Here is a 17,896-nt window from a genome sequence, read left to right as displayed (position 1 = left end):
AAACGATTAACGTCGTTATCCATTCATTAAAATAGGCGATTGTCTTTCACCTCACCATTAACGACAAGTTTCCGGATGTGATAATAATCGTGATCGCGAGAAAAAACATTAAACTAACGACGGCCACGGCCGCGAACATAAATAACACTGTTTTTGCAAATAAACTGAGACATGCCGCGAGCGGTCCTCCGCCAAGGGGCTGCATAACAGCCGCTGACATTTGAAAAATAATCGCGAGCGCGAGAATTTTAAGCGCCGGGAAGGCAACAATGACGAAAAGAATCGCCAGGCCAGCAACCCCGACTGTATTTTTTAATAGCAAAGACGCGCCAATCACGGTATCGGTCGCATCCGTGAACATGCGGCCGATAACCGGAACGAAGTTTCCGGCGATATATTTAGCCGTCCGCACCGTGATCCCATCGGTAACGGCTGCAGTTGCTCCCTGAACGGAAATGGCTGCCAGGAATACCGTTAAAAAAGCACCTAGTATCGCCATCGCTGCATTGCGAATAAGTCCCGCGAGTTTCGATAATTGAAATTTTTCACTCATCGTACTAATGACAGCCAAAAGTGCCGATACGAACAATAAAGGCAGAACGAGACGATCGATCAACAACCCGCTCGTATTCACGAGGACGATGATTAACGGATGGAACAGGGCGGCCGATGTTGCGGCACCGGTGATGGCCAACAGAGACAGAAGCATCGGCAACAGGGCAATCAAGAAACTCACCATGCTTTGCACTGCTTCTTGTGCGTATGACATGGCCACATAGAAACTGTTCATTGCAATAATGATAAGCACCGTAAACGTTACGCTATAAGCAATTTTGCTAATGGCGGCATGTTCAAATGCATTTTGCAACGCCCTGAGTACCATCGTGAAAACGGTCAATAACAGCAAAGTGCCGAGCAACGCCAAATTCGAGGTAATTTCATTAAAAATGAAGCGAAGAAAAGCTTGTCCCCAATCAACAGGATTGAACTGCCGCTCTCCCTGAATGAAATCGCTCAATTCCCCGCGTTGGCTCTCCGGCAAAAACGACTCGTATTCCGTGCGAATGTCCTCCCAGAACGTTTCGATATCCGAGAGGCCGAGCCTATCCATCTGCTCGTCCATTTGTTCATCGAGCATTTCTTCGGCCGAAGGGACGTCTTCTTCATCTTCGATGGGCAATCCCTGTTCCAATTCGCCATCCTCTTCTGCCGATACAACGAACGGAACACTTATCAAGATGGCGATCAAGAACAACATTGCCCACTGCTTTTTCATATCGACCCACTCTTTCACCCCGGAATCAAGGAAATGACCGTTTCAATCAAAACGTTAAAAATGGGGATCGCCATCACAACGATCAAAACCTTCCCGGCAAGCTCTATTTTTTGTGCAATTGCGCCTTGATCCGCATCCCTGGCAATTTGTGCCCCAAATTCGGCAATGTAAGCAATCCCGATAATTTTCAGCATCGTCTCGAGGTAAACCATGTTAATATTCGCTTCATTTGCCAATGTTTCAATCAATTGAAACGCGGTTACGATGTGATCGAGCAGAAACAGAAAAATCATCGCACCGACGAATAACGTTAACAAAAAAGCGAATGCTGGCTTTTGCTCTTTAACAATCATTGCCAGAAATACAGAAATCAGGCCGATTCCAACGATTTGAATCATTTCTGCGGACATTGGACTACCCTATGAAAAGAAAGATGCCGCGGATTCTTTGGAACAGATCGTCCACAATGGTAGCGACCATGTAAAGCACCACCACAAACCCGATCAACGTTACCCATTGCGCCCAGTCCTCTTTGCCCATTTGTTTTAAAACGGTGTGTATCATGGCAACGACAATGCCAATTCCGGCAATTTGAAAAATCGTGTCCACATCATAACCCACCGCATTCCCCCCCTTCGAAGCGCCCGTGTTCTCAAATCATGACAATGATGGCAAGTAACCCTCCGAGAAAACCTAATGATTTCGCCATTTTTTCATATTTTCGCTGTTCTTCAATGGCTTCAAATTCCTCGGAACGCAAATGGGCAAGTGTGAGTTGAATATATTTTCGCTGCTCTTCACGCCCGTGCCGGCCAAGCGTTTGTCCGAACTGTAAAAGCGCTTCTTTTTCTTTGTGCCGTAAAGCGGTTGATGACCAATGCCGTTCAATGCTTCGCTCCCATGCCTCCTGCACATCCGTGCTTTCTGTTTCCAAAAAGTGCGCAAAGGTGGCAAAAATTAAGGAAAGTGGCAACTCGAGTGTTTTTTCCAGCTTTCGGGAAATAACTGGGAGCGGCGTATGGCCATACATCACTTCCGCTTCCAACATTTGTAAAGCAGTCGTGAGCCGGCGAATTTGCCGCGACCGTCCGGACAGCCGCCGAGACCATTCAAACCCGACAGCCGTGAGCGATATTAAGACGAAAAGGGCACCGATCCACCTCACGCTCTCACCTTCCTTGGCATGATGAGCTTCCCGCGTTTATCTTCGTCGAGAAGAAGCAAACGATCAAAGAGCGGACGACCGGACGATGTTCGAAGAAGCTGTCGGTCTTCCATATCTTCAATGGTGCGCCCATGCGCGCTGCAAATAACGGAGACGCCGGCGTTCATCGCTTCCCGCAGCGCTGATTTATCGCGTTCATTGCCGATTTCATCAACGATAAGAAGGTCCGGACTCATCGCCCTGACGAGCATCATCATGCCTTCTGCTTTCGGACAACGGTCCAACACATCGGTCCTTGGACCGAGATCATGTTGCGGCACGCCTTCGAATGCAGCCGCAATTTCCGAACGCTCATCAGCGATCGCCACCTTCCGCGAAGGAATTTGTTTTGATTGATGGCCGTAACTGGCTGTACGCGCAATATCCCGCAAAAGCGTTGTTTTTCCTGACTGGGGCGGTCCAACGATTAAAACATTTCGCCATTGCCCGCGAAACAACTCCGTTAGATAACGACCGGCTACGCCGTTCATCTCCCGAGTGATCCGTATATTAAAGGAACGCACATGTTTTAATGTTTTCACCATTCCCGCTTCTACAATTGTCTCTCCGCCCAATCCCACTCGATGACCACCGGCCAACGTGAGAAAACCATTGCGCAGTTCTTCTTCAAAAGCGTATACGGAATGTTGGCTTAATTGATTCATGACAAATTCTGCATCATGTTTTGTCAGCTTTTCAGCACCCATAAAATAAGTGTCATTTCGAAAAATGAGTTCAGGCGGGCGGTTCACACGCAAACGAATTTCTTCTAAATCATTCGACCGTAACGCAGCACGAATATTTTCTTTGAATCGCTCAGGAACAAGGGCAACAATCGTTTGTTTTGAAACGATGGTGCTCTCCCTTAGCGTGTCGGACACTTTTTACCACCCCCATTTGTCAACTTCGGGCCCATCATCGATTCCATTAAAAACCCCATGGGAGTCTGCTTGTACAATGTATGAAACTAGATCAATATTAGAACCTTCGGTTGGTGTTATTGCGTTGTTTATTCATCACTTATTGCTTTACCTCCTTGGCAATGGACCGCTTCTGTTGTACATGTGTATGAAAAATCAATCAGGTTCATGCGAAAGATTCTTTGTTAAGCACTCTGGTTTGATGTGTGAAGACATTGCGATGGTTTTCTATTATGGTATGTGAAATTTTAATATGTAGTCCAAATTCAGTTGATGAAGCGGTTATGACGACCGAAGCTTTGTTTCTCTCCGATTTTCGGGCATCATGAAGCTCCCATGGCGACCGAAACTCTGCTTCGCTCCGGCTTTCGGGCACCATGAAGCGTCCATGACGACCGAAACTCCGCTTCGCTCCAGTCAAGTCCTTAATTATGTGTAAAAGTATCACAATGAATCAGCGAGTGGGAGATAGGTTTTGAACTTGGGGTGTTTCCTTCTAGGGCGCCCGCGGGCGCCCTAGAAGGAAAATTTTGCTGAATCACCCTTGCTTTCTTGCCTTTTCATTTGCTTACAAATCGGTTGGTTTTCCTTTTAAAAACGTTCGGTTACCACGATCAAGGCTTTCTTCATGTTCCTTGAGCAACGCTCCAATTAATCGAAAGGCGGATTGGGTATTTGGAAAAATCCGAATGACTTGCTCGCGGCGGCGAACCTCGGAATTTATCCCTTCGAGATTGTTTGTCGTGCGCAATTGGTCATGATAAGCGATGGGTTCATTCATAAATTGAATCGCATCTTCAAATCCTTCATCGAGTTTCTCTAACGCTTTTTCATAACCTTTGACGCCCTCGTATTGATCAAAGATCTCGGTGCGTAACTGGCGGGCTCTTGCAGGAGAACTCCCGTTTAAGAGCTCCTTAACGAGCGAACGAAAGCCTTCTGAACCTTTTTTGGGGATGTGTTCAAACAAGTTTCGCTTAAAATGAACCGTGCACCGTTGCCACGAGGTTCCAACAAACGCTTGTTGAATGGCCTGTTTCAGGCCTTCGTGCGCATCGGAAATCACCAATTGTGGCGATGCCAGACCCCTGGCTTGAAGCGATTGAAAGAATTGAAACCATCCCTCTTTGGATTCGGCATGATTCACTTGAAGACCAATGATTTCCCGTTTGTTTTGGTCATTGACCCCGAGCGCGATATAAACGGCTTTGGAGACGACCTTTTGATCCTCACGGACTTTAATATACATGGCATCGGCGTAGACATACCTGTAGGCATTCACGTTCAAAGGGCGCTGGGCCCATTCGTTGACGACCGGGTCTAATTTTTCGGTGAGCGAGGACACGAAAGATTTGGACACACGCTCGCCGCAAAGCTCTTCCACAGCCTTCGTGACTTTCCGCGTGGATACGCCGTTAACGACCATCTCCAACATCGCTAAGAGAAAGGCTTGTTCGGAACGTGCATATTTCTCAAACACAGAGGGAGAGAATTCGCCGTTGCGCGTGCGTGGAACGGTCAGTGTGACTTTCCCAAAAGACATCGTGTAATCACGTTCGTAATAGCCGTTTCGATAGTCCACACGCGCGCCATTGCGTTCATAGGCTGCTGCTTGTAAGTAATCATCGCGCTCCTGCTCCATGATTTGATTCAGGACGAGGACCATCGAGGATTTCGCGACGGCACTCATGTCTGAATTCATGAGCTCTTCTTTTAATTGATCCGCGTTTAGGGTAAGATGGAACTGGGTCATTGTCGATTCCTCCTGTTTGTTTTTTTCGCTGAAAACATTGTAACACGGGAGTCGACTTGACCCTTTTTCTTTTTACACAATTATATGGACTATACCTTCGCTCCAGCTTTCGGGCACCATGAAGCTCCCATGGCGACCGAATTCTCGATTCTCTCCGGCTTTCGGGCTTCATGAAGCCCCATGACGACCGAATTCTCGGTTCTCTCCAGCTTTCGGGCACCATGAAGCAAAAAAAGACCCCTCATCGGGGTCTTTTGCCATTCTTCTCTAAGCTCTTTGCGTATATTCCCCTTTGCGGGTGTCGATAACGAGCGTTTCGCCTTCATTGATAAACAACGGCACTTGCACGGTGTAACCTGTTTCAAGTTTTGCCGGTTTTGAGCCACCGGACACCGTGTTTCCTTTAATGCCAGGCTCTGTTTCGATTACCGTCAACTCGACGCTATTCGGGAGCTCGATGCCGAGCGTTTCGTTTTCATAGGAAATCATTTGTACTTCCATGTTGTCTTTTAAAAAATTAAGCTCGTATTTGATCTGCTCGCCCGAGAGCTCGATTTGTTCAAACGTTTCCATGTTCATAAAGGCGTGGTTGTCGCCATCTGCGTACAAGTATTGCATGCGATTTTTTTCGATATGTGCCCGATTGACTTTCTCGCCGGCCCGGAACGTTTTCTCCTGGATGTTTCCCGTACGCAGGCTACGAAGTTTGGAGCGAACAAACGCTGCTCCTTTCCCAGGTTTTACATGCTGAAAATCAACGACGGTCCAAATATCGTTGTCGACTTCAATCGTTAATCCGGTGCTAAAATCATTTACCGATACCATTTCTTCCTCCCCCTTTATGATTCAATCTTTTTCAATGATTTTTCCGATAACGTTAAGCGTTCATTTCCATCCTCTGTAATGACGATGTCATCTTCGATCCGGACGCCCCCTTTGCCCGGGAGGTAGATGCCCGGTTCAACAGTGACGACCATGCCGGGTTCCAATTGTAAATTGCCTTTCGGCGACAAACGGGGTTCTTCATGAACGTCCATGCCAAGGCCATGGCCAAGCCCATGTCCAAAATAGCCTTCATACCCTTCGGCATAAATGTAGTCCCGGGCAATTCTATCGGCCTCTACTCCTGTCATACCGGCTTTAATGTATTCCAAGCTTTTGAGTTGCGCCTTTAAAACGGTGTCATAGACGCGTTGCATTTCATCGCTCGGTTCCCCAACGGCCACGGTACGGGTAATATCGGAACAATACCCTTCATAATAAGCGCCAAAATCCATCGTAATCATGTCGCCCTTTTCGACCTGTTTGTTGCTTGCGACCCCGTGCGGGCGTGCACCGCGCTCACCGGAAGCGACGATGATGTCGAATGATGACGATTCCGCACCGAGGTTGCGCATATAAAATTCAAGTTCATTGGCAATCTCACGTTCACGGACCCCGGGCTTTATGTACGTAACAATATGTTCAAAAGCAGCATCAGCGATTTCCGCCGCTTTTTGCATCGTTTTCAGTTCTTCCCCACTTTTAAACAAGCGAAGATTTTCAATGATGCCGGCAACCGGGACCAGCTCCGCGTTAAATGCCTCTTGATACGTATCATATTTTTCATATGTCGTATGCGCTTTTTCAAAGCCGACAGAAGTAACCTTTTGTGTCTCTAAGAGTCTATTTATCTCTTTACTCAGCCCGTTTTCATGCTCAATAACCGTAAAACCTTCGCATTGATTTTTCGCTTGTTCCACGTAACGAAAATCGGTGACAAAGAAAGCTTCACGGGAGGTAATTAGTGCAACACCTGCCGTTCCCGTAAAATTCGTTATATACCTTCGGTTTGTCGGGCTTTCCACGAGAAGCGCGTCAATGCCTTCCTGTTCCAACTGCATACGAACCAGTTCGAGACGGTTCATTGTTTTTCCTCCTTTTGCTAACGATCAACGTCCCCCATTTTAGCATATATTCGTTAACACTGCGATTTAATTGCTGCCGTACTTTCGCTCAAATTGTAACAATTCGTATTCGTAGGAAATGGAGTACCCGATAAAAAGGCCATACATAATAAATAAACAAAGGGTCGTAACAATCGTAATGCCTTCCATTTCAAGAAGTGGTTCCAGATCAACAAACAGGGGATTGGCAACGAAGAAAACGAGAATCCATAAAATCACCCCGAAAAAAAAACCCATCCACATGCCTTTGATACGGGCAAACACATACCGGTAAAAAAAAGCAACAACGATGGACAAGAGCGTAAAAATACCGACAGCCGCCCATTGACCAATCATCTGATCTTCCCAATCGCCCATTGACCAAGCCATCCAAAAGAGCGAAGGTCCCACATCGGTAAAATTGAAAAAATAAGCCCCGTACCAAATGGAACCCCATAATAAGCCGCCGAAAAGGCCTGTAAGCAAAACTTTTACCGCAAAAGACATCTCTTTAGGTTCATTGCGATTTCCGCTCATTTGATCACCTCATTTGTTAGTATGATCGTTCATCAATCGAATCATGCCAAACAATTATTTTTGCGAAAAGATGGAGGTTGAAAGATCTTTCATGTAAAATGGGGATCGATACATCTGAATAGGCTGGTGAGCGACTTGAGTCAACAAAACCAAAAACCTGCATATGGCGGACAAGCAATCATCGAAGGCGTAATGTTTGCCGGTAAGCGAATTACCGTTTCCGCCATTCGCAGAAAAAATAATGCGATTGAGTATTACGAAGAACGTAAAGTTAACCGTCCCGTACTGCAAAAGCTTAAAAAAATCCCATTTGTAAGAGGAACCGTCGCCTTGATTGAAGCGACTTCGGTTGGCAATAAGCACCTCAATTATGCCTCCGACCGCTTGGACGTCCATCCCGATGACGATGGGGAGATTGAATCGGCAGAAAAAACATCAAAAATGGCTATGATCTTTGGTGTTGCCGCCGTTGGCGTATTTGCTTTTCTGTTCGGCAACGTTCTATTTACCGCGATCCCTGTTTTTATCGCGGAATTGTTCTCCCCTATTTTCCCGGGGCACGTAGCGCAGAATTTGCTTGAAGGTTTCTTTAAGTTTCTCATTCTCGTCGGTTACATTTACCTGATTACATTTATGCCGTTAATCAAACGTGTTTTTCAATACCACGGAGCCGAGCACAAAGTGATCAACGCGTATGAAGCGGGTAAACCGTTAACCGTTGAAAACGTTCAGGAACATTCCCGGCTCCATTATCGCTGCGGCAGCAGCTTCATGCTCTTCACCGTCATTATCGGTGTGATGATCTATTTGCTCGTCCCTTTTGACAATATCATTGAACGGGTCGTCCATCGCCTCTTGCTCATCCCCGTTGTATTGGGCGTTTCCTATGAAGTTTTGCAAGGGACGAATAAACTGAGAAACATTCCCGTGTTGAAATGGTTAGGTCTGCCCGGTTTATGGTTGCAACTCTTAACGACCAAGCAGCCAAAAGATGATCAAGTCGAAGTCTCTATCGCTTCGTTTGAAAAAATGTTGGAACGAGAAAAGACACTGGAGGACGAGGAAAAGGTTGGAGGCCCTATCGTCTAATCACACGGAGGTGAATGTATGGCTAAGGGTATCCGGAACCCGGTGATCATCGTGATTTTAGCGCTGGCGGCAATCGGACTCATTTACCGGCTCGCCACCAATCCCGGCGGTTTTTTCCTCGGTCTCGCCATTACCGCGTTGATCGCCGTCGGTCTCTACTTTTTACTCACGCGTCTGGTCATGCCGAAGCGAAGAAACGGCATGGACAGCAATTATCGCAAAGCGTTAAAACAGAGCAAGCAACGGCAAAAACAAAAAGAATCCGCGAGAAAAAATAACCAAAAAAAGAAACGCCATCTAAAAGTGATCGACGGCAATCGAAAAAAATAAGAAACGTGCGAGTATCGCGCGTTTCTTTTCTAACACTATCAGAATGTATAAATTGTTCGGATGATAGTATAAGAGAAGACTTTGACTTTCGCCATCCTTGGCGATAAGTCAAGTTTATCTAACCGCTCCAGCTTTTTAAATAATTTTGCGTTGCTTCCCTACCGAGCTGAACGAGCCGCTTTCGATCTTCTTTTGTGAGGGAAAAGGAAGTTGTTTTTATACGGTTCACTGGGATAAAAACGACATTTTCTTGCTTATGTTTTTCAACGTAGCGGGCATCATGGCCTTTTTGCATCGTCTCAAACACAGAACTGTACAGTTCCAGGGCATTGTTAATCGTATTTCTCGTGTCATCGGGCTCGGGGTTCAGCTGAAAACCCAGAAGGGGGCGCTTCACCCGTTCTTCCCTCCGAAAAAGCCACATGGGAAAATTGCTTAAAATCCCACCGTCTACGATGATCGCCGTTTCCCCATTTTTATCGAAAAGCTTTACCGGTTGGAAAAAATACGGCAAGCTACAACTCATGCGCACTGCTCGCGCAATTGGAAACGTTTCGGGGATGATCCCGTACACATGCAGATCATCGGGGAGAACAAGCAACTGTCCCCTCGTTAAATCCGAAGCCACAATCCGCAGCGATTTTGACGGTAAATCATTAAATGTGCGAATGCCTTTCGCTGCCAATTTTTCTCCGACCCACTCTTCCAAGCGGTTGCCTTTATATAAACCCAGTCCCCAATAGACACCTAGCCATTTCAGCAACAGCGGAAAGTGTTGCGTCCAAGGTGTCGGGTCCAATAAGGTTTGCGGATTCAATTCTTCCATCATGTCATTTAATTCTTCGCTCGTATATCCGGCCATGATCAAACTGGCAACCAAGGCCCCAGCGCTCGTGCCGGCGACACGTTTAAATCGGTAATTGCGTTTTTCGAGTTCCTCCAAAGCACCGATAAAGGCGAAACCTTTTACCCCTCCGCCCGCAAATACGCCGTCAATCAACACGTTTCAATCACCTGCCTCTACACATCCAGCCTATGCAAACCATCACTTTTTGCGTGTTGTCCGATGGAAATAGCACTGAGTGTATTAGAAAAAGCTATGCCAACGCCCGTAGCCTGGCATAGCTAACATCAGATGTCCCGAGTGCTTTTTAGGTTAGAAAAGTTCCACTCGGACATTCACCTGCATATTCTAGAGAATATCTAAGGTAATGACGAGGGCGACTAATATTTGCAACAAGAGTTGGATGTTAAGCGCCACTTGCACATCTGTAGAAGTCACGTTCACATCACGGGAATTCTCAACAATGGTCTTTTGGGATGTTCTTTGCTTGATTTTTGATGCTTGGAAAAGTTCTTGCGTGATGTCTTCGGCATCGTCCGTGGAGCCGGCGAGCGAGATTCGAATGACCAATACAATCGCGGCTTGCAGAGCTGCCTGCAAATTGACGGCGGCTTGAACGTCCGTGGTTGTAACATTCACATCACAAGAATCTTTAATCAGCATAAAATCTTCCGACACTTGCACCTCTTTGTTGGATTGGGTGCCCTCTTGAGTGACACCTTCATCGTCATCAACAGGGCACGCCATGGGGTGCTTTCCACGATCATCGCACAACGCGCTCCATTTTTGATCACCCTGATAAGGTGTTGGATCATAACAACTTCGGCCTCGTTGTTGTCCTAAATGGATGGACATATATTTTCCCTCCTTTTTAAAAGTCTACTACACGATATGATACTCCCTTGTCATTTGCGTGGACAGAACGCCATGATCAATTCGTTGTTTTTTCAAAAGCCTTACGCTTCGTCCTCGCCTTCATCCGTTACGGTTGTCGTTTGGTTTTCTAAAAAGTCGTTCACTTCTTCCTGAATACTTTCCACAACTTCGCGAATACGCGCTTTTTCCTCCTCCGTAATGTCTACGGATTCTTTTGTAACATTGCGTTTTGCCAGCACTCGTTCTACCATTACATTCATCAGCTTTTGCATATCCATACAGATCCCTCCCCCTAAATCAGATTCTCCACAATATATGTCACCGGACCACGATTCGTTTGGGGGGATGAGGAGGGGAGGAGAAAATAGGCCAAAGCCACGAATTTTTATACGTTCAAGTGCTAAATTTGTTATAATAAAGAACGGTCAGCGAAACCATTCAAAGTATGAAGCCACATCTTTTTTCCAGGAGGTTGTCATTGATAAGCAAACCACTCGTTAAACGGATATTAATCATCATTGCGCTCATCCTCGTTGGGCTATTCGTCTATTTTAACTTATCTGCCTTTATGCCGGTGTTGCTCGCGTTGCTGACGGCGATGATTTTTGAACCCTTTGTTCGATTTTTAATGAGAAAGTTAAACATTCACAAACGCCTTCTCTCCGTTTCCATTGTTTTTACCGTGTTTCTCATTGTGAGCACCTTTTTAATCTACATCATGTTGACCTACTTAATTGAAAGTTTGATTGACTGGTCCCGGCAAATACCGGGATACATAAGTGAGATCGAACTGGTTGTAAATGAGCTTATTCAAGCATTTGATCAATTCATTGCCGAATTTCCCCAAGGCCCGCAAATTGTGCGGGCGGTGGATGAAGTAGCCAACAATGCGATTAACACGGCATTAAATTGGTCTACCAATTTTGTTGCCTATTTATACGAAATCATCATGTCTGTTCCGAACATGCTCATTATCGGGCTCGTCTATTTAATTACCTTATTTTTGTTCAGCCTGGACCTGCCGAGGTTGCTGAACAATTTCTTCAACATGTTTAAAAGGGAAACCTCCGATAAACTACGTTACGTGTTTCAGCGGATGGGAAAAGTGTTTCTCGGCTGGTGGAAGGCTCAATTTATTATGAGCCTGGGGATTTTCATTCTTTCATATCTAAGTTTGCTCTACATCGCACCCGGGCCGGCATTACTCGTTTCCCTTCTCGTTTGGGTCGTTGATATTATTCCTCTCTATGTAGGCCCTGCCTTGATATTAGTGCCGTGGGGAGTATTCGCGATGATCATCGGGGATATGACGATGGGGATTCAATTGACTGTTTTGGCCGTCATTCTGCTCGTCATTCGCCGTATTGTGGAACCGAAAGTGCTCGGGGATTCCATTGGTCTTCATGCATTGCCAACGATTCTTTCCATGTATTTCGGATTTGTGTTTTTCGGCGTGATGGGTTTGATTCTTGGACCATTCGTGTATATGGCATTTAAATCTGCGAAAGAATCCGGATTGTTTGAGTTAAATTTGACAGATGATGAAGAAAAGCGAGACCAACCCTGATGAAGGACGTCTCGCTTTTCTTGCTTTTGGAATTTGGTCAACACTAAACTCTATGGTTGACAAATGGGTCATGCACTATGATAACTGCTACGGAAAAACACGACGCTAGCTAGTTTCATTACCATAATTATCCACTGACATCAATGATAATTTTGATGAAGAGACTGGAATTTTATTCCGGGTTTTTGTGATGTTCCTGCAACGCTTTTAATCGATTTTCATCCGCTTGAAAATACTGGACGAGGTCCCCAATTCGGTCAATCGCGTCCCAGCTGAGATGATGTTCGATGCCTTCAACATCACGGTAAATATAGCTTTCATCAACGCCGATCATATGTAAAAAATCTTCGAGTAATTCGTGCCGGTAAACCAAACGTTTGCCGATTTTATTTCCCTTAGCGGTGAGGACCAATCCTCGATATTTTTCATAAACGAGGTAGCCGCTTTTATCCAGTTTTTGAACCATTTTCGTCACTGAAGACGGATGAACCTCAAGTGTGTCCGCGATATCTGAAACCCGAGCATATCCTTTTTCCTCTATTAATTGATAAATACGCTCCAAGTAATCTTCCATACTGGCCGTCGCCATTTAACCACCCCCAAATCTGCATATCAATAGCTATGCTATCCTCTATTGTACATAAATCGATGACAAGCCTCAACAAAGGGCTCGCGAACTATTCCGGAAAAATGTTATGATAAACAAAACTTTACTTACAAACGTTGGCGAGAAAGGGATGGAATGCATGGAAAAAGTTCTTTTTAATGATAAAATGATTGACCGCGAGAACGCTTCCTTTTCATTTGATGACCGCAGCATGTATTTTGGCGACGGCGTTTATGAAGTGATTCGCGTTTACAGTGGACACCCTTATAAGTTGGAGATGCATTTGCAACGGCTGCAAAGAAGTGCTGATGAATTGGACATCCCTTACTCCATTAAAGAAAAACAATCGCTTAAAAAAAGCGTGATGGAATTAATCGACACAAACAACCTTAACGGTGACGGCTATGTCTACCTTCAATTGTCTCGCGGGGCCACTGCACGTGATCACTTGTATGAGCGGCATATTGAACCGTTTATTTTTGCTTTCACAAAAGAGATGGAAACCCCTCTAAACCAACAAGAACAAGGGATAGCGGTTTATTTGACCGAAGACATCCGTTGGTTGCGTTGTGATATCAAAACCGTAAACCTGCTCGGCAATGTGTTGGCGAAACGGCAAGCAGCCGATCATGACTGCTCGGAAGCGATTCAACACCGGGGGGATACGGTCACGGAAGGTTCTTCCTCCAACTTGTTCATCGTCAAGGACGGACAGTTAAAGACTCATCCCGCTGATAACTTGATCTTAAATGGCATCACCCGGCAAGTGGTTATCGATTTGGCAGAGAAACAAGGGCTGTCCGTATCATTGACCGCATTTACAACCGAAGAAATGCTTGAAGCCGATGAAGCCTTCATTACGAGCACCATTAATGAGATTACGCCGATCATAGAATGGCGGGGGACGAAACACGGAATGATGAAAATCGGTCCGATCACCAAACAATTGCAAAGCGAGTTGCAAGCAGATATCGAAAGAACTCGCAGCGGGGAATGAAATGAGGGCTGGTGGAACGTTTCATAAGTTCTTTCCTGCCGGAAGACAGTAACGGTCCATCATTAGTGGCTATAGCTAAAAAAGCCACAATGTACCTCAAATACAAAAAGCGCTACTCCGGGATGTAATCAAGAGGTTTTATTCCACCTCCAATTTGCCCCTTTCAACGCACCCGGATCAGGTGTTTCTGTCAATTCAGGGGGCGTTGGACCTTTCAGCGTCCCTCGGATCAACAGTTTCTGCCAAATCGGGGGACGTTGGATCTTTCAACGTCCCTCGGATCAGCAATTTCTGCCAAATCAGGGGACGTTGTGGAGCTTAAAAAGACCGTAACCACTACTCGGAGGTGCGATGGGTTATCCGCTTTATCAATCTATCGGTGAAACGTGAACAGGCGTTTTGGAAAGAACTTCGGAAACAAGACACTAGTGCAGCCTGTCGGAAATAAGCGATCACATCGACGACCGAAAGCTCGGATTGGAGCTTCAAACTGGGTTTAGTGGTCGATTGGATTAAACTGCCGCAGCCCGAGTTAAGGTATCAAAGGCTATCGTCAATGACCGAATGTCTTCTTGCGAAGCAGGCTCCCCGGTCTCCATGAAACAGTTCATGGCGACCGAACACGAGAACCGACCGCTTTTTCGGTCGCCATGATGCGGTAAATTGTCCGTTAGGGAGCCAGAAGCGTTGCCGACCGAACTTCTTCCAACTGTCTCCATAATTGGTAATTAAGCCACGTTGCACTCGTGGAACGTTTCAAAAATTCTTTCCTATGGTGATGTAGTTTTCAAAAAATAGACGAATTCATCTCATTTGAGGGATGAGATCGGGTTTGGCGTCCCTCTAAGCGTAGTATTATTCCTTTAGAGGGACAAGAACGGAGTTGCCGTACCCCTAGGTGCAACATTCCTTCCCTTTGAGGGACGAAAACAGTTCTCGCAAGGAAACAATTTCTAGTACGCTCTACTAGTGCTAGGTGAAAATGCCGTATTTATCCTCGGATAAATGCGGCTCACTTAATTATTGCTATTCAACTATCGCGTCGTCAAGGCGGCGCAGATCTTATTCCAGAATAGCGCCACGTCAAAGAAACAACATACTTACATACCCCAATCTTGAATCCATTGTTTTGGTAGCTTAATGTTTGCTTGATTTAGGGCAACAAAATACTGTCCTTGATGAATACCTTCATGTTGAACCGCAGTGTTTAGAAGCTCTTCTATAGATAAAGATTTTTCACCCATTTTAATACGTTGATTACTCGCTTGTGTAAATGTAAAAGCTAAATCATTCATTGATCTGTCCAATTGCTCAATTAAATTGTCGTCACTTAATGGTGGCTCACCTGGAAATTCTACGATGCCGGTTCTTAGCCCATCCCTATAAATGTTTCTAACCCGAATGATATGGATAAATAATTTCCTTAGTGACCCTAATTCTTCAATCAGCTGAATATCCCATTTATTTTCCGGAATTTCCTTTGCCAAAATATTAGTCATCTCAGCTGCATAAAGAAAACCATCAGAATCTATGACTATTCACCCCTTCAAGATAATCTCTCTTCTCTACGAGGATTTTATGACTCGCCTTCCACTCTGTTTGTCTGCTCTTGTACTCGTACCAAGTGTTTGTATCTTATCCTCAATACGTTCTACCAACCTTAATTTATATTCGATGGTTTCACTATGAGAAAAATGTTTACTATCATTATTCTCAAATGACTCCTTCTTGTTTTCAACCAAATAAATTCCACCTTATATTTGACCGCTTCGAATCATTTCTCGCGTTTCCTCAAAGGTGAAATAATTTCCTTCTTTAATATCCTTTTTAGACTGTAACAACTTCTACTTTAATTCTGAATCTTTTTCGACATCTTCTTTTACCGTTGTTTCAGTATCACTTTTGTTATCAATTGCAATAATTTTATATTACCGCCCATTCATTTTTTTATGATGAATGGGATATACTTTTCTTCCATCTCCGTTTGCTGCGACTTCCAATAATTCTTATCAATAAAGTCGTGTGCTATTAAAGAGCCTTCATACCATATTTCTACTATTTTCTTGACTTCTGTTTTATTGTTTGATCTAATATTCACCCTATCATTCCTAATCTCAGTGCTTTATTCCATTAAATGACCGGTTGCTTAAGAGTAACACCAAGTTCGCTTCTGCCGTCGTCTACTTTGAGATCCATGCCACGTATATCATGGAGCAACGGACACATTGACAGCAGCAACCCCCAACGATGAAAAACCGATAATCGCAAGGCTACCTTCGATACGTCCATTCCTCATTTTCATAGCGTGATTTCGCGAGCTCCCGCACTTCTTTTTCCTGGGTAGGCGTTAATTCGTAACGGGACAAGTTAATCTCCAAACCGCGTTCAAAGCCTTCCGTAAAAGCCGCGCGTATATCATCAACATCCAATTTTTCATTCGTTAAGTCATTGATGGGCACCGCTTTGTCCGCAAACGCTTTTTGCATTCGTCTGCGCACGCGTTCACTCGGATACAAAAAGACATCAAAAAGCTGTTCTGTGTCCAGGTCGATCAAAAGGACGCCATGCTGCATAATCACGCCCTTCTGGCGCGTTTGGGCACTGCCGGAAATTTTACGCCCTTCGACAACCATCTCATACCAAGAAGGCGCATCGAAACATACGGCAGACCTCGGTTGTTTTAGTTCCTCCCGCGCGCTTTCGGATGAGGGTACCGAAAAGGAAGCGTTCAATCCCAAGGCTTTAAACCCTTCCAAAAGCCCCGTCGAAATTACGCGATAGGCCTCGGTAACAGTCGCGGGCATGTACGGGTGATCTTCGGACACGATCACGCTGTACGTTAATTCCTTATCATGCAAAACGCCTCGACCGCCCGTCGGACGCCTCACCAACCCGAGTCCGTGCCGCTCTACCGCTTCCAAATTGATTTCTTTATGTATTTTTTGAAAATAACCGATGGAAAGCGTGGCCGGATTCCATTCATAAAATCGGATGACCGGCGGGATAAGCCCCTCGCTATGCCAATGTAAAAGCATTTCATCCAAAGCCATATTATACGAAGGTGAACAAGCTCCGGAGTCGATGAACAACCATTTTTCTTTTTCCATATTGTATTCACGCCCTTCTGTCTTCTTTTTTAGTTTATCAAATTCAGCAACATATAAAAAATAATAAGGATATTGTTTTGCGTCTCGCCAGTAAGTTTCTTATAATATGAAGGGGAACGAAAAGGAGGAGCAATTTAGATGGATTTTTATGAGATCTTATCAATCATTCTTTGGGGCGGACTCATTGTTTTCGCCGCTACCATGCTTATACGCCGCTTACGAACGCCTTCTTACCTCACACCGCTTACCCAGGATGAATTTATCCAAGGGTACAGAAAAGCGCAATTGATCGATGTGCGTGAGCAGAAGGACTATGATGGCGGCCACATTTGGGGAGCACGGAACATCCCCCTGTCACAACTTAAACAACGCCTGCAGGAAGTTCGCAAAGACCAACAAGTCTATCTTTATGACAATTCAGGCGCGAAAAGCCGCCAGGCCGCGCGCATTCTCAAGAAAAAAACCGGCAACGATAACCTTCATTATTTAAAAAACGGCTTTAAAAAATGGACAGGCAAAATAAAGAAAAAGAAAAAATAGGAAACCCTTGTTGTTGATAAGGGTTTTCCAACCTGTTTAAAAGTTTACATAATATATTTATTTTAAATGTTTGATAGCAAGGCGTGTTTTTCCTGAGTATTGTTCTTTTTCCCTTTGTTCGCCATACCCATTTTTCCTCCCGATGGTATGGGACAGGGTACACGTTGTCATCCCTCTAAGGCGTGCATAGAGGGACGGAATTACTTGACTTCTCTTGTGTCCCTCCCGGAGCAGTTCGACCTCCGTTTGAGGGATTACTTCGCTTCTCTTGTTCCTCTCGAAGCAACTCGACTTCCGTTTGAGGGATACTTCGCTTCTCTTGTC

21 protein-coding genes are annotated in these 17,896 nt (G+C 45.1%); 5 read left to right on the top strand and 16 right to left on the bottom strand.

From position 1 onward, the window contains the following. Positions 1-46 precede the first annotated feature (46 nt). The 9 genes from spoIIIAE to HUG15_RS10320 all read right to left on the bottom strand — a co-directional run bounded on the left by spoIIIAE (position 47) and on the right by HUG15_RS10320 (position 7,615). Positions 47-1,276, bottom strand: coding sequence for a stage III sporulation protein AE (spoIIIAE, locus tag HUG15_RS10360; RefSeq protein ID WP_200128548.1), 1,230 nt, complete (start codon positions 1,274-1,276; stop codon positions 47-49). 14 nt (positions 1,277-1,290) lie between these two features. Next, positions 1,291-1,686 (bottom strand): stage III sporulation protein AD, encoded by a 396-nt coding sequence (gene spoIIIAD, locus HUG15_RS10355; protein ID WP_114370175.1) that lies wholly within the window; start codon positions 1,684-1,686, stop codon positions 1,291-1,293. 4 nt (positions 1,687-1,690) lie between these two features. Continuing rightward, the gene (gene spoIIIAC / locus HUG15_RS10350) at positions 1,691-1,897 is read right to left on the bottom strand and encodes a stage III sporulation protein AC (protein ID WP_114370173.1); all 207 of its coding nucleotides are present in this window, start codon (positions 1,895-1,897) and stop codon (positions 1,691-1,693) included. A 31-nt stretch (positions 1,898-1,928) separates the two neighbouring features. Beyond that, entirely contained in the window at positions 1,929-2,441 is a 513-nt protein-coding gene (spoIIIAB, locus tag HUG15_RS10345) for a stage III sporulation protein SpoIIIAB (RefSeq protein WP_200128547.1), read from the bottom strand. Further along, positions 2,438-3,361 carry a stage III sporulation protein AA gene (spoIIIAA, locus tag HUG15_RS10340; protein ID WP_246516583.1) on the bottom strand — a complete coding sequence of 308 codons (924 nt, stop codon included), beginning with the start codon at positions 3,359-3,361 and terminating at the stop codon, positions 2,438-2,440. The genes spoIIIAB and spoIIIAA overlap by 4 nt, the downstream gene beginning before the upstream one ends. A 607-nt stretch (positions 3,362-3,968) precedes the next feature. Then, positions 3,969-5,153: an IS256 family transposase gene (locus tag HUG15_RS10335; RefSeq protein ID WP_200123767.1), complete on the bottom strand. Its 1,185-nt coding sequence runs from the start codon at positions 5,151-5,153 to the stop codon at positions 3,969-3,971. A gap of 267 nt (positions 5,154-5,420) precedes the next feature. After that, positions 5,421-5,978, bottom strand: a complete 558-nt coding sequence (efp, locus tag HUG15_RS10330; protein WP_200128546.1) for an elongation factor P — start codon at positions 5,976-5,978, stop codon at positions 5,421-5,423. 14 nt (positions 5,979-5,992) lie between these two features. Then, entirely contained in the window at positions 5,993-7,060 is a 1,068-nt protein-coding gene (locus HUG15_RS10325; protein ID WP_200128545.1) for a M24 family metallopeptidase, read from the bottom strand. Positions 7,061-7,126: 66 nt separating this feature from the next. Continuing rightward, positions 7,127-7,615 (bottom strand): YqhR family membrane protein, encoded by a 489-nt coding sequence (locus HUG15_RS10320; RefSeq protein WP_200128544.1) that lies wholly within the window; start codon positions 7,613-7,615, stop codon positions 7,127-7,129. Positions 7,616-7,750: 135 nt separating this feature from the next. Between HUG15_RS10320 and HUG15_RS10315 the strand changes: the two genes are divergently transcribed. Then, positions 7,751-8,704, top strand: coding sequence for a DUF1385 domain-containing protein (locus tag HUG15_RS10315; protein WP_246516582.1), 954 nt, complete (start codon positions 7,751-7,753; stop codon positions 8,702-8,704). 18 nt (positions 8,705-8,722) lie between these two features. Continuing rightward, complete coding sequence (locus HUG15_RS10310) at positions 8,723-9,034, top strand: SA1362 family protein (RefSeq protein ID WP_200128543.1); 312 nt, start codon at positions 8,723-8,725, stop codon at positions 9,032-9,034. Between the two features lie 118 nt (positions 9,035-9,152). On the opposite strand, the gene HUG15_RS10305 is transcribed toward HUG15_RS10310, so the two are convergent. From HUG15_RS10305 to HUG15_RS10295, 3 genes are all read right to left on the bottom strand, one after another. Next, positions 9,153-10,037, bottom strand: coding sequence for a patatin-like phospholipase family protein (locus HUG15_RS10305; protein ID WP_200128542.1), 885 nt, complete (start codon positions 10,035-10,037; stop codon positions 9,153-9,155). A 189-nt stretch (positions 10,038-10,226) separates the two neighbouring features. Further along, on the bottom strand, positions 10,227-10,733 hold the full coding sequence (locus tag HUG15_RS10300; RefSeq protein WP_200128541.1) for a spore coat protein: 507 nt from the start codon (positions 10,731-10,733) through the stop codon (positions 10,227-10,229). Positions 10,734-10,834: 101 nt separating this feature from the next. Next, positions 10,835-11,032, bottom strand: a complete 198-nt coding sequence (locus HUG15_RS10295) for a hypothetical protein (RefSeq protein WP_200128540.1) — start codon at positions 11,030-11,032, stop codon at positions 10,835-10,837. Positions 11,033-11,232: 200 nt separating this feature from the next. Here HUG15_RS10295 and ytvI point away from each other — a divergent pair, with 200 nt between their 5' ends. Beyond that, positions 11,233-12,321, top strand: coding sequence for a sporulation integral membrane protein YtvI (ytvI, locus tag HUG15_RS10290; RefSeq protein WP_246516581.1), 1,089 nt, complete (start codon positions 11,233-11,235; stop codon positions 12,319-12,321). A gap of 172 nt (positions 12,322-12,493) precedes the next feature. On the opposite strand, the gene mntR is transcribed toward ytvI, so the two are convergent. Continuing rightward, on the bottom strand, positions 12,494-12,910 hold the full coding sequence (mntR, locus tag HUG15_RS10285; RefSeq protein WP_200128539.1) for a transcriptional regulator MntR: 417 nt from the start codon (positions 12,908-12,910) through the stop codon (positions 12,494-12,496). Positions 12,911-13,067: 157 nt separating this feature from the next. On the opposite strand from mntR, the gene dat reads away from it, so the two are divergent. Then, the gene (gene dat / locus HUG15_RS10280; RefSeq protein WP_200128925.1) at positions 13,068-13,925 is read left to right on the top strand and encodes a D-amino-acid transaminase; all 858 of its coding nucleotides are present in this window, start codon (positions 13,068-13,070) and stop codon (positions 13,923-13,925) included. A 1,100-nt stretch (positions 13,926-15,025) separates the two neighbouring features. Here dat and HUG15_RS10270 read toward each other — a convergent pair. From HUG15_RS10270 to HUG15_RS10260, 3 genes are all read right to left on the bottom strand, one after another. Next, entirely contained in the window at positions 15,026-15,412 is a 387-nt protein-coding gene (locus HUG15_RS10270) for a DinB family protein (RefSeq protein ID WP_246516580.1), read from the bottom strand. Positions 15,413-16,055: 643 nt separating this feature from the next. Then, the gene (locus tag HUG15_RS10265; RefSeq protein WP_200128537.1) at positions 16,056-16,214 is read right to left on the bottom strand and encodes a hypothetical protein; all 159 of its coding nucleotides are present in this window, start codon (positions 16,212-16,214) and stop codon (positions 16,056-16,058) included. Continuing rightward, positions 16,196-17,032, bottom strand: a complete 837-nt coding sequence (locus HUG15_RS10260) for a lipoate--protein ligase family protein (protein WP_200128536.1) — start codon at positions 17,030-17,032, stop codon at positions 16,196-16,198. The genes HUG15_RS10265 and HUG15_RS10260 overlap by 19 nt, the downstream gene beginning before the upstream one ends. Positions 17,033-17,170: 138 nt before the next feature. On the opposite strand from HUG15_RS10260, the gene HUG15_RS10255 reads away from it, so the two are divergent. Then, positions 17,171-17,572, top strand: a complete 402-nt coding sequence (locus HUG15_RS10255; RefSeq protein WP_200128535.1) for a rhodanese-like domain-containing protein — start codon at positions 17,171-17,173, stop codon at positions 17,570-17,572. Positions 17,573-17,896 lie beyond the last annotated feature (324 nt).

The organism is Salicibibacter cibarius (assembly GCF_016495725.1).
In the GTDB taxonomy this organism is placed as follows: Bacteria; Bacillota; Bacilli; order Bacillales; family Marinococcaceae; genus Salicibibacter; species Salicibibacter cibarius.
The sequence above is the reverse complement of the archived record's forward strand: the minus strand, read 5'-3'. Positions and strand labels throughout refer to the sequence as shown.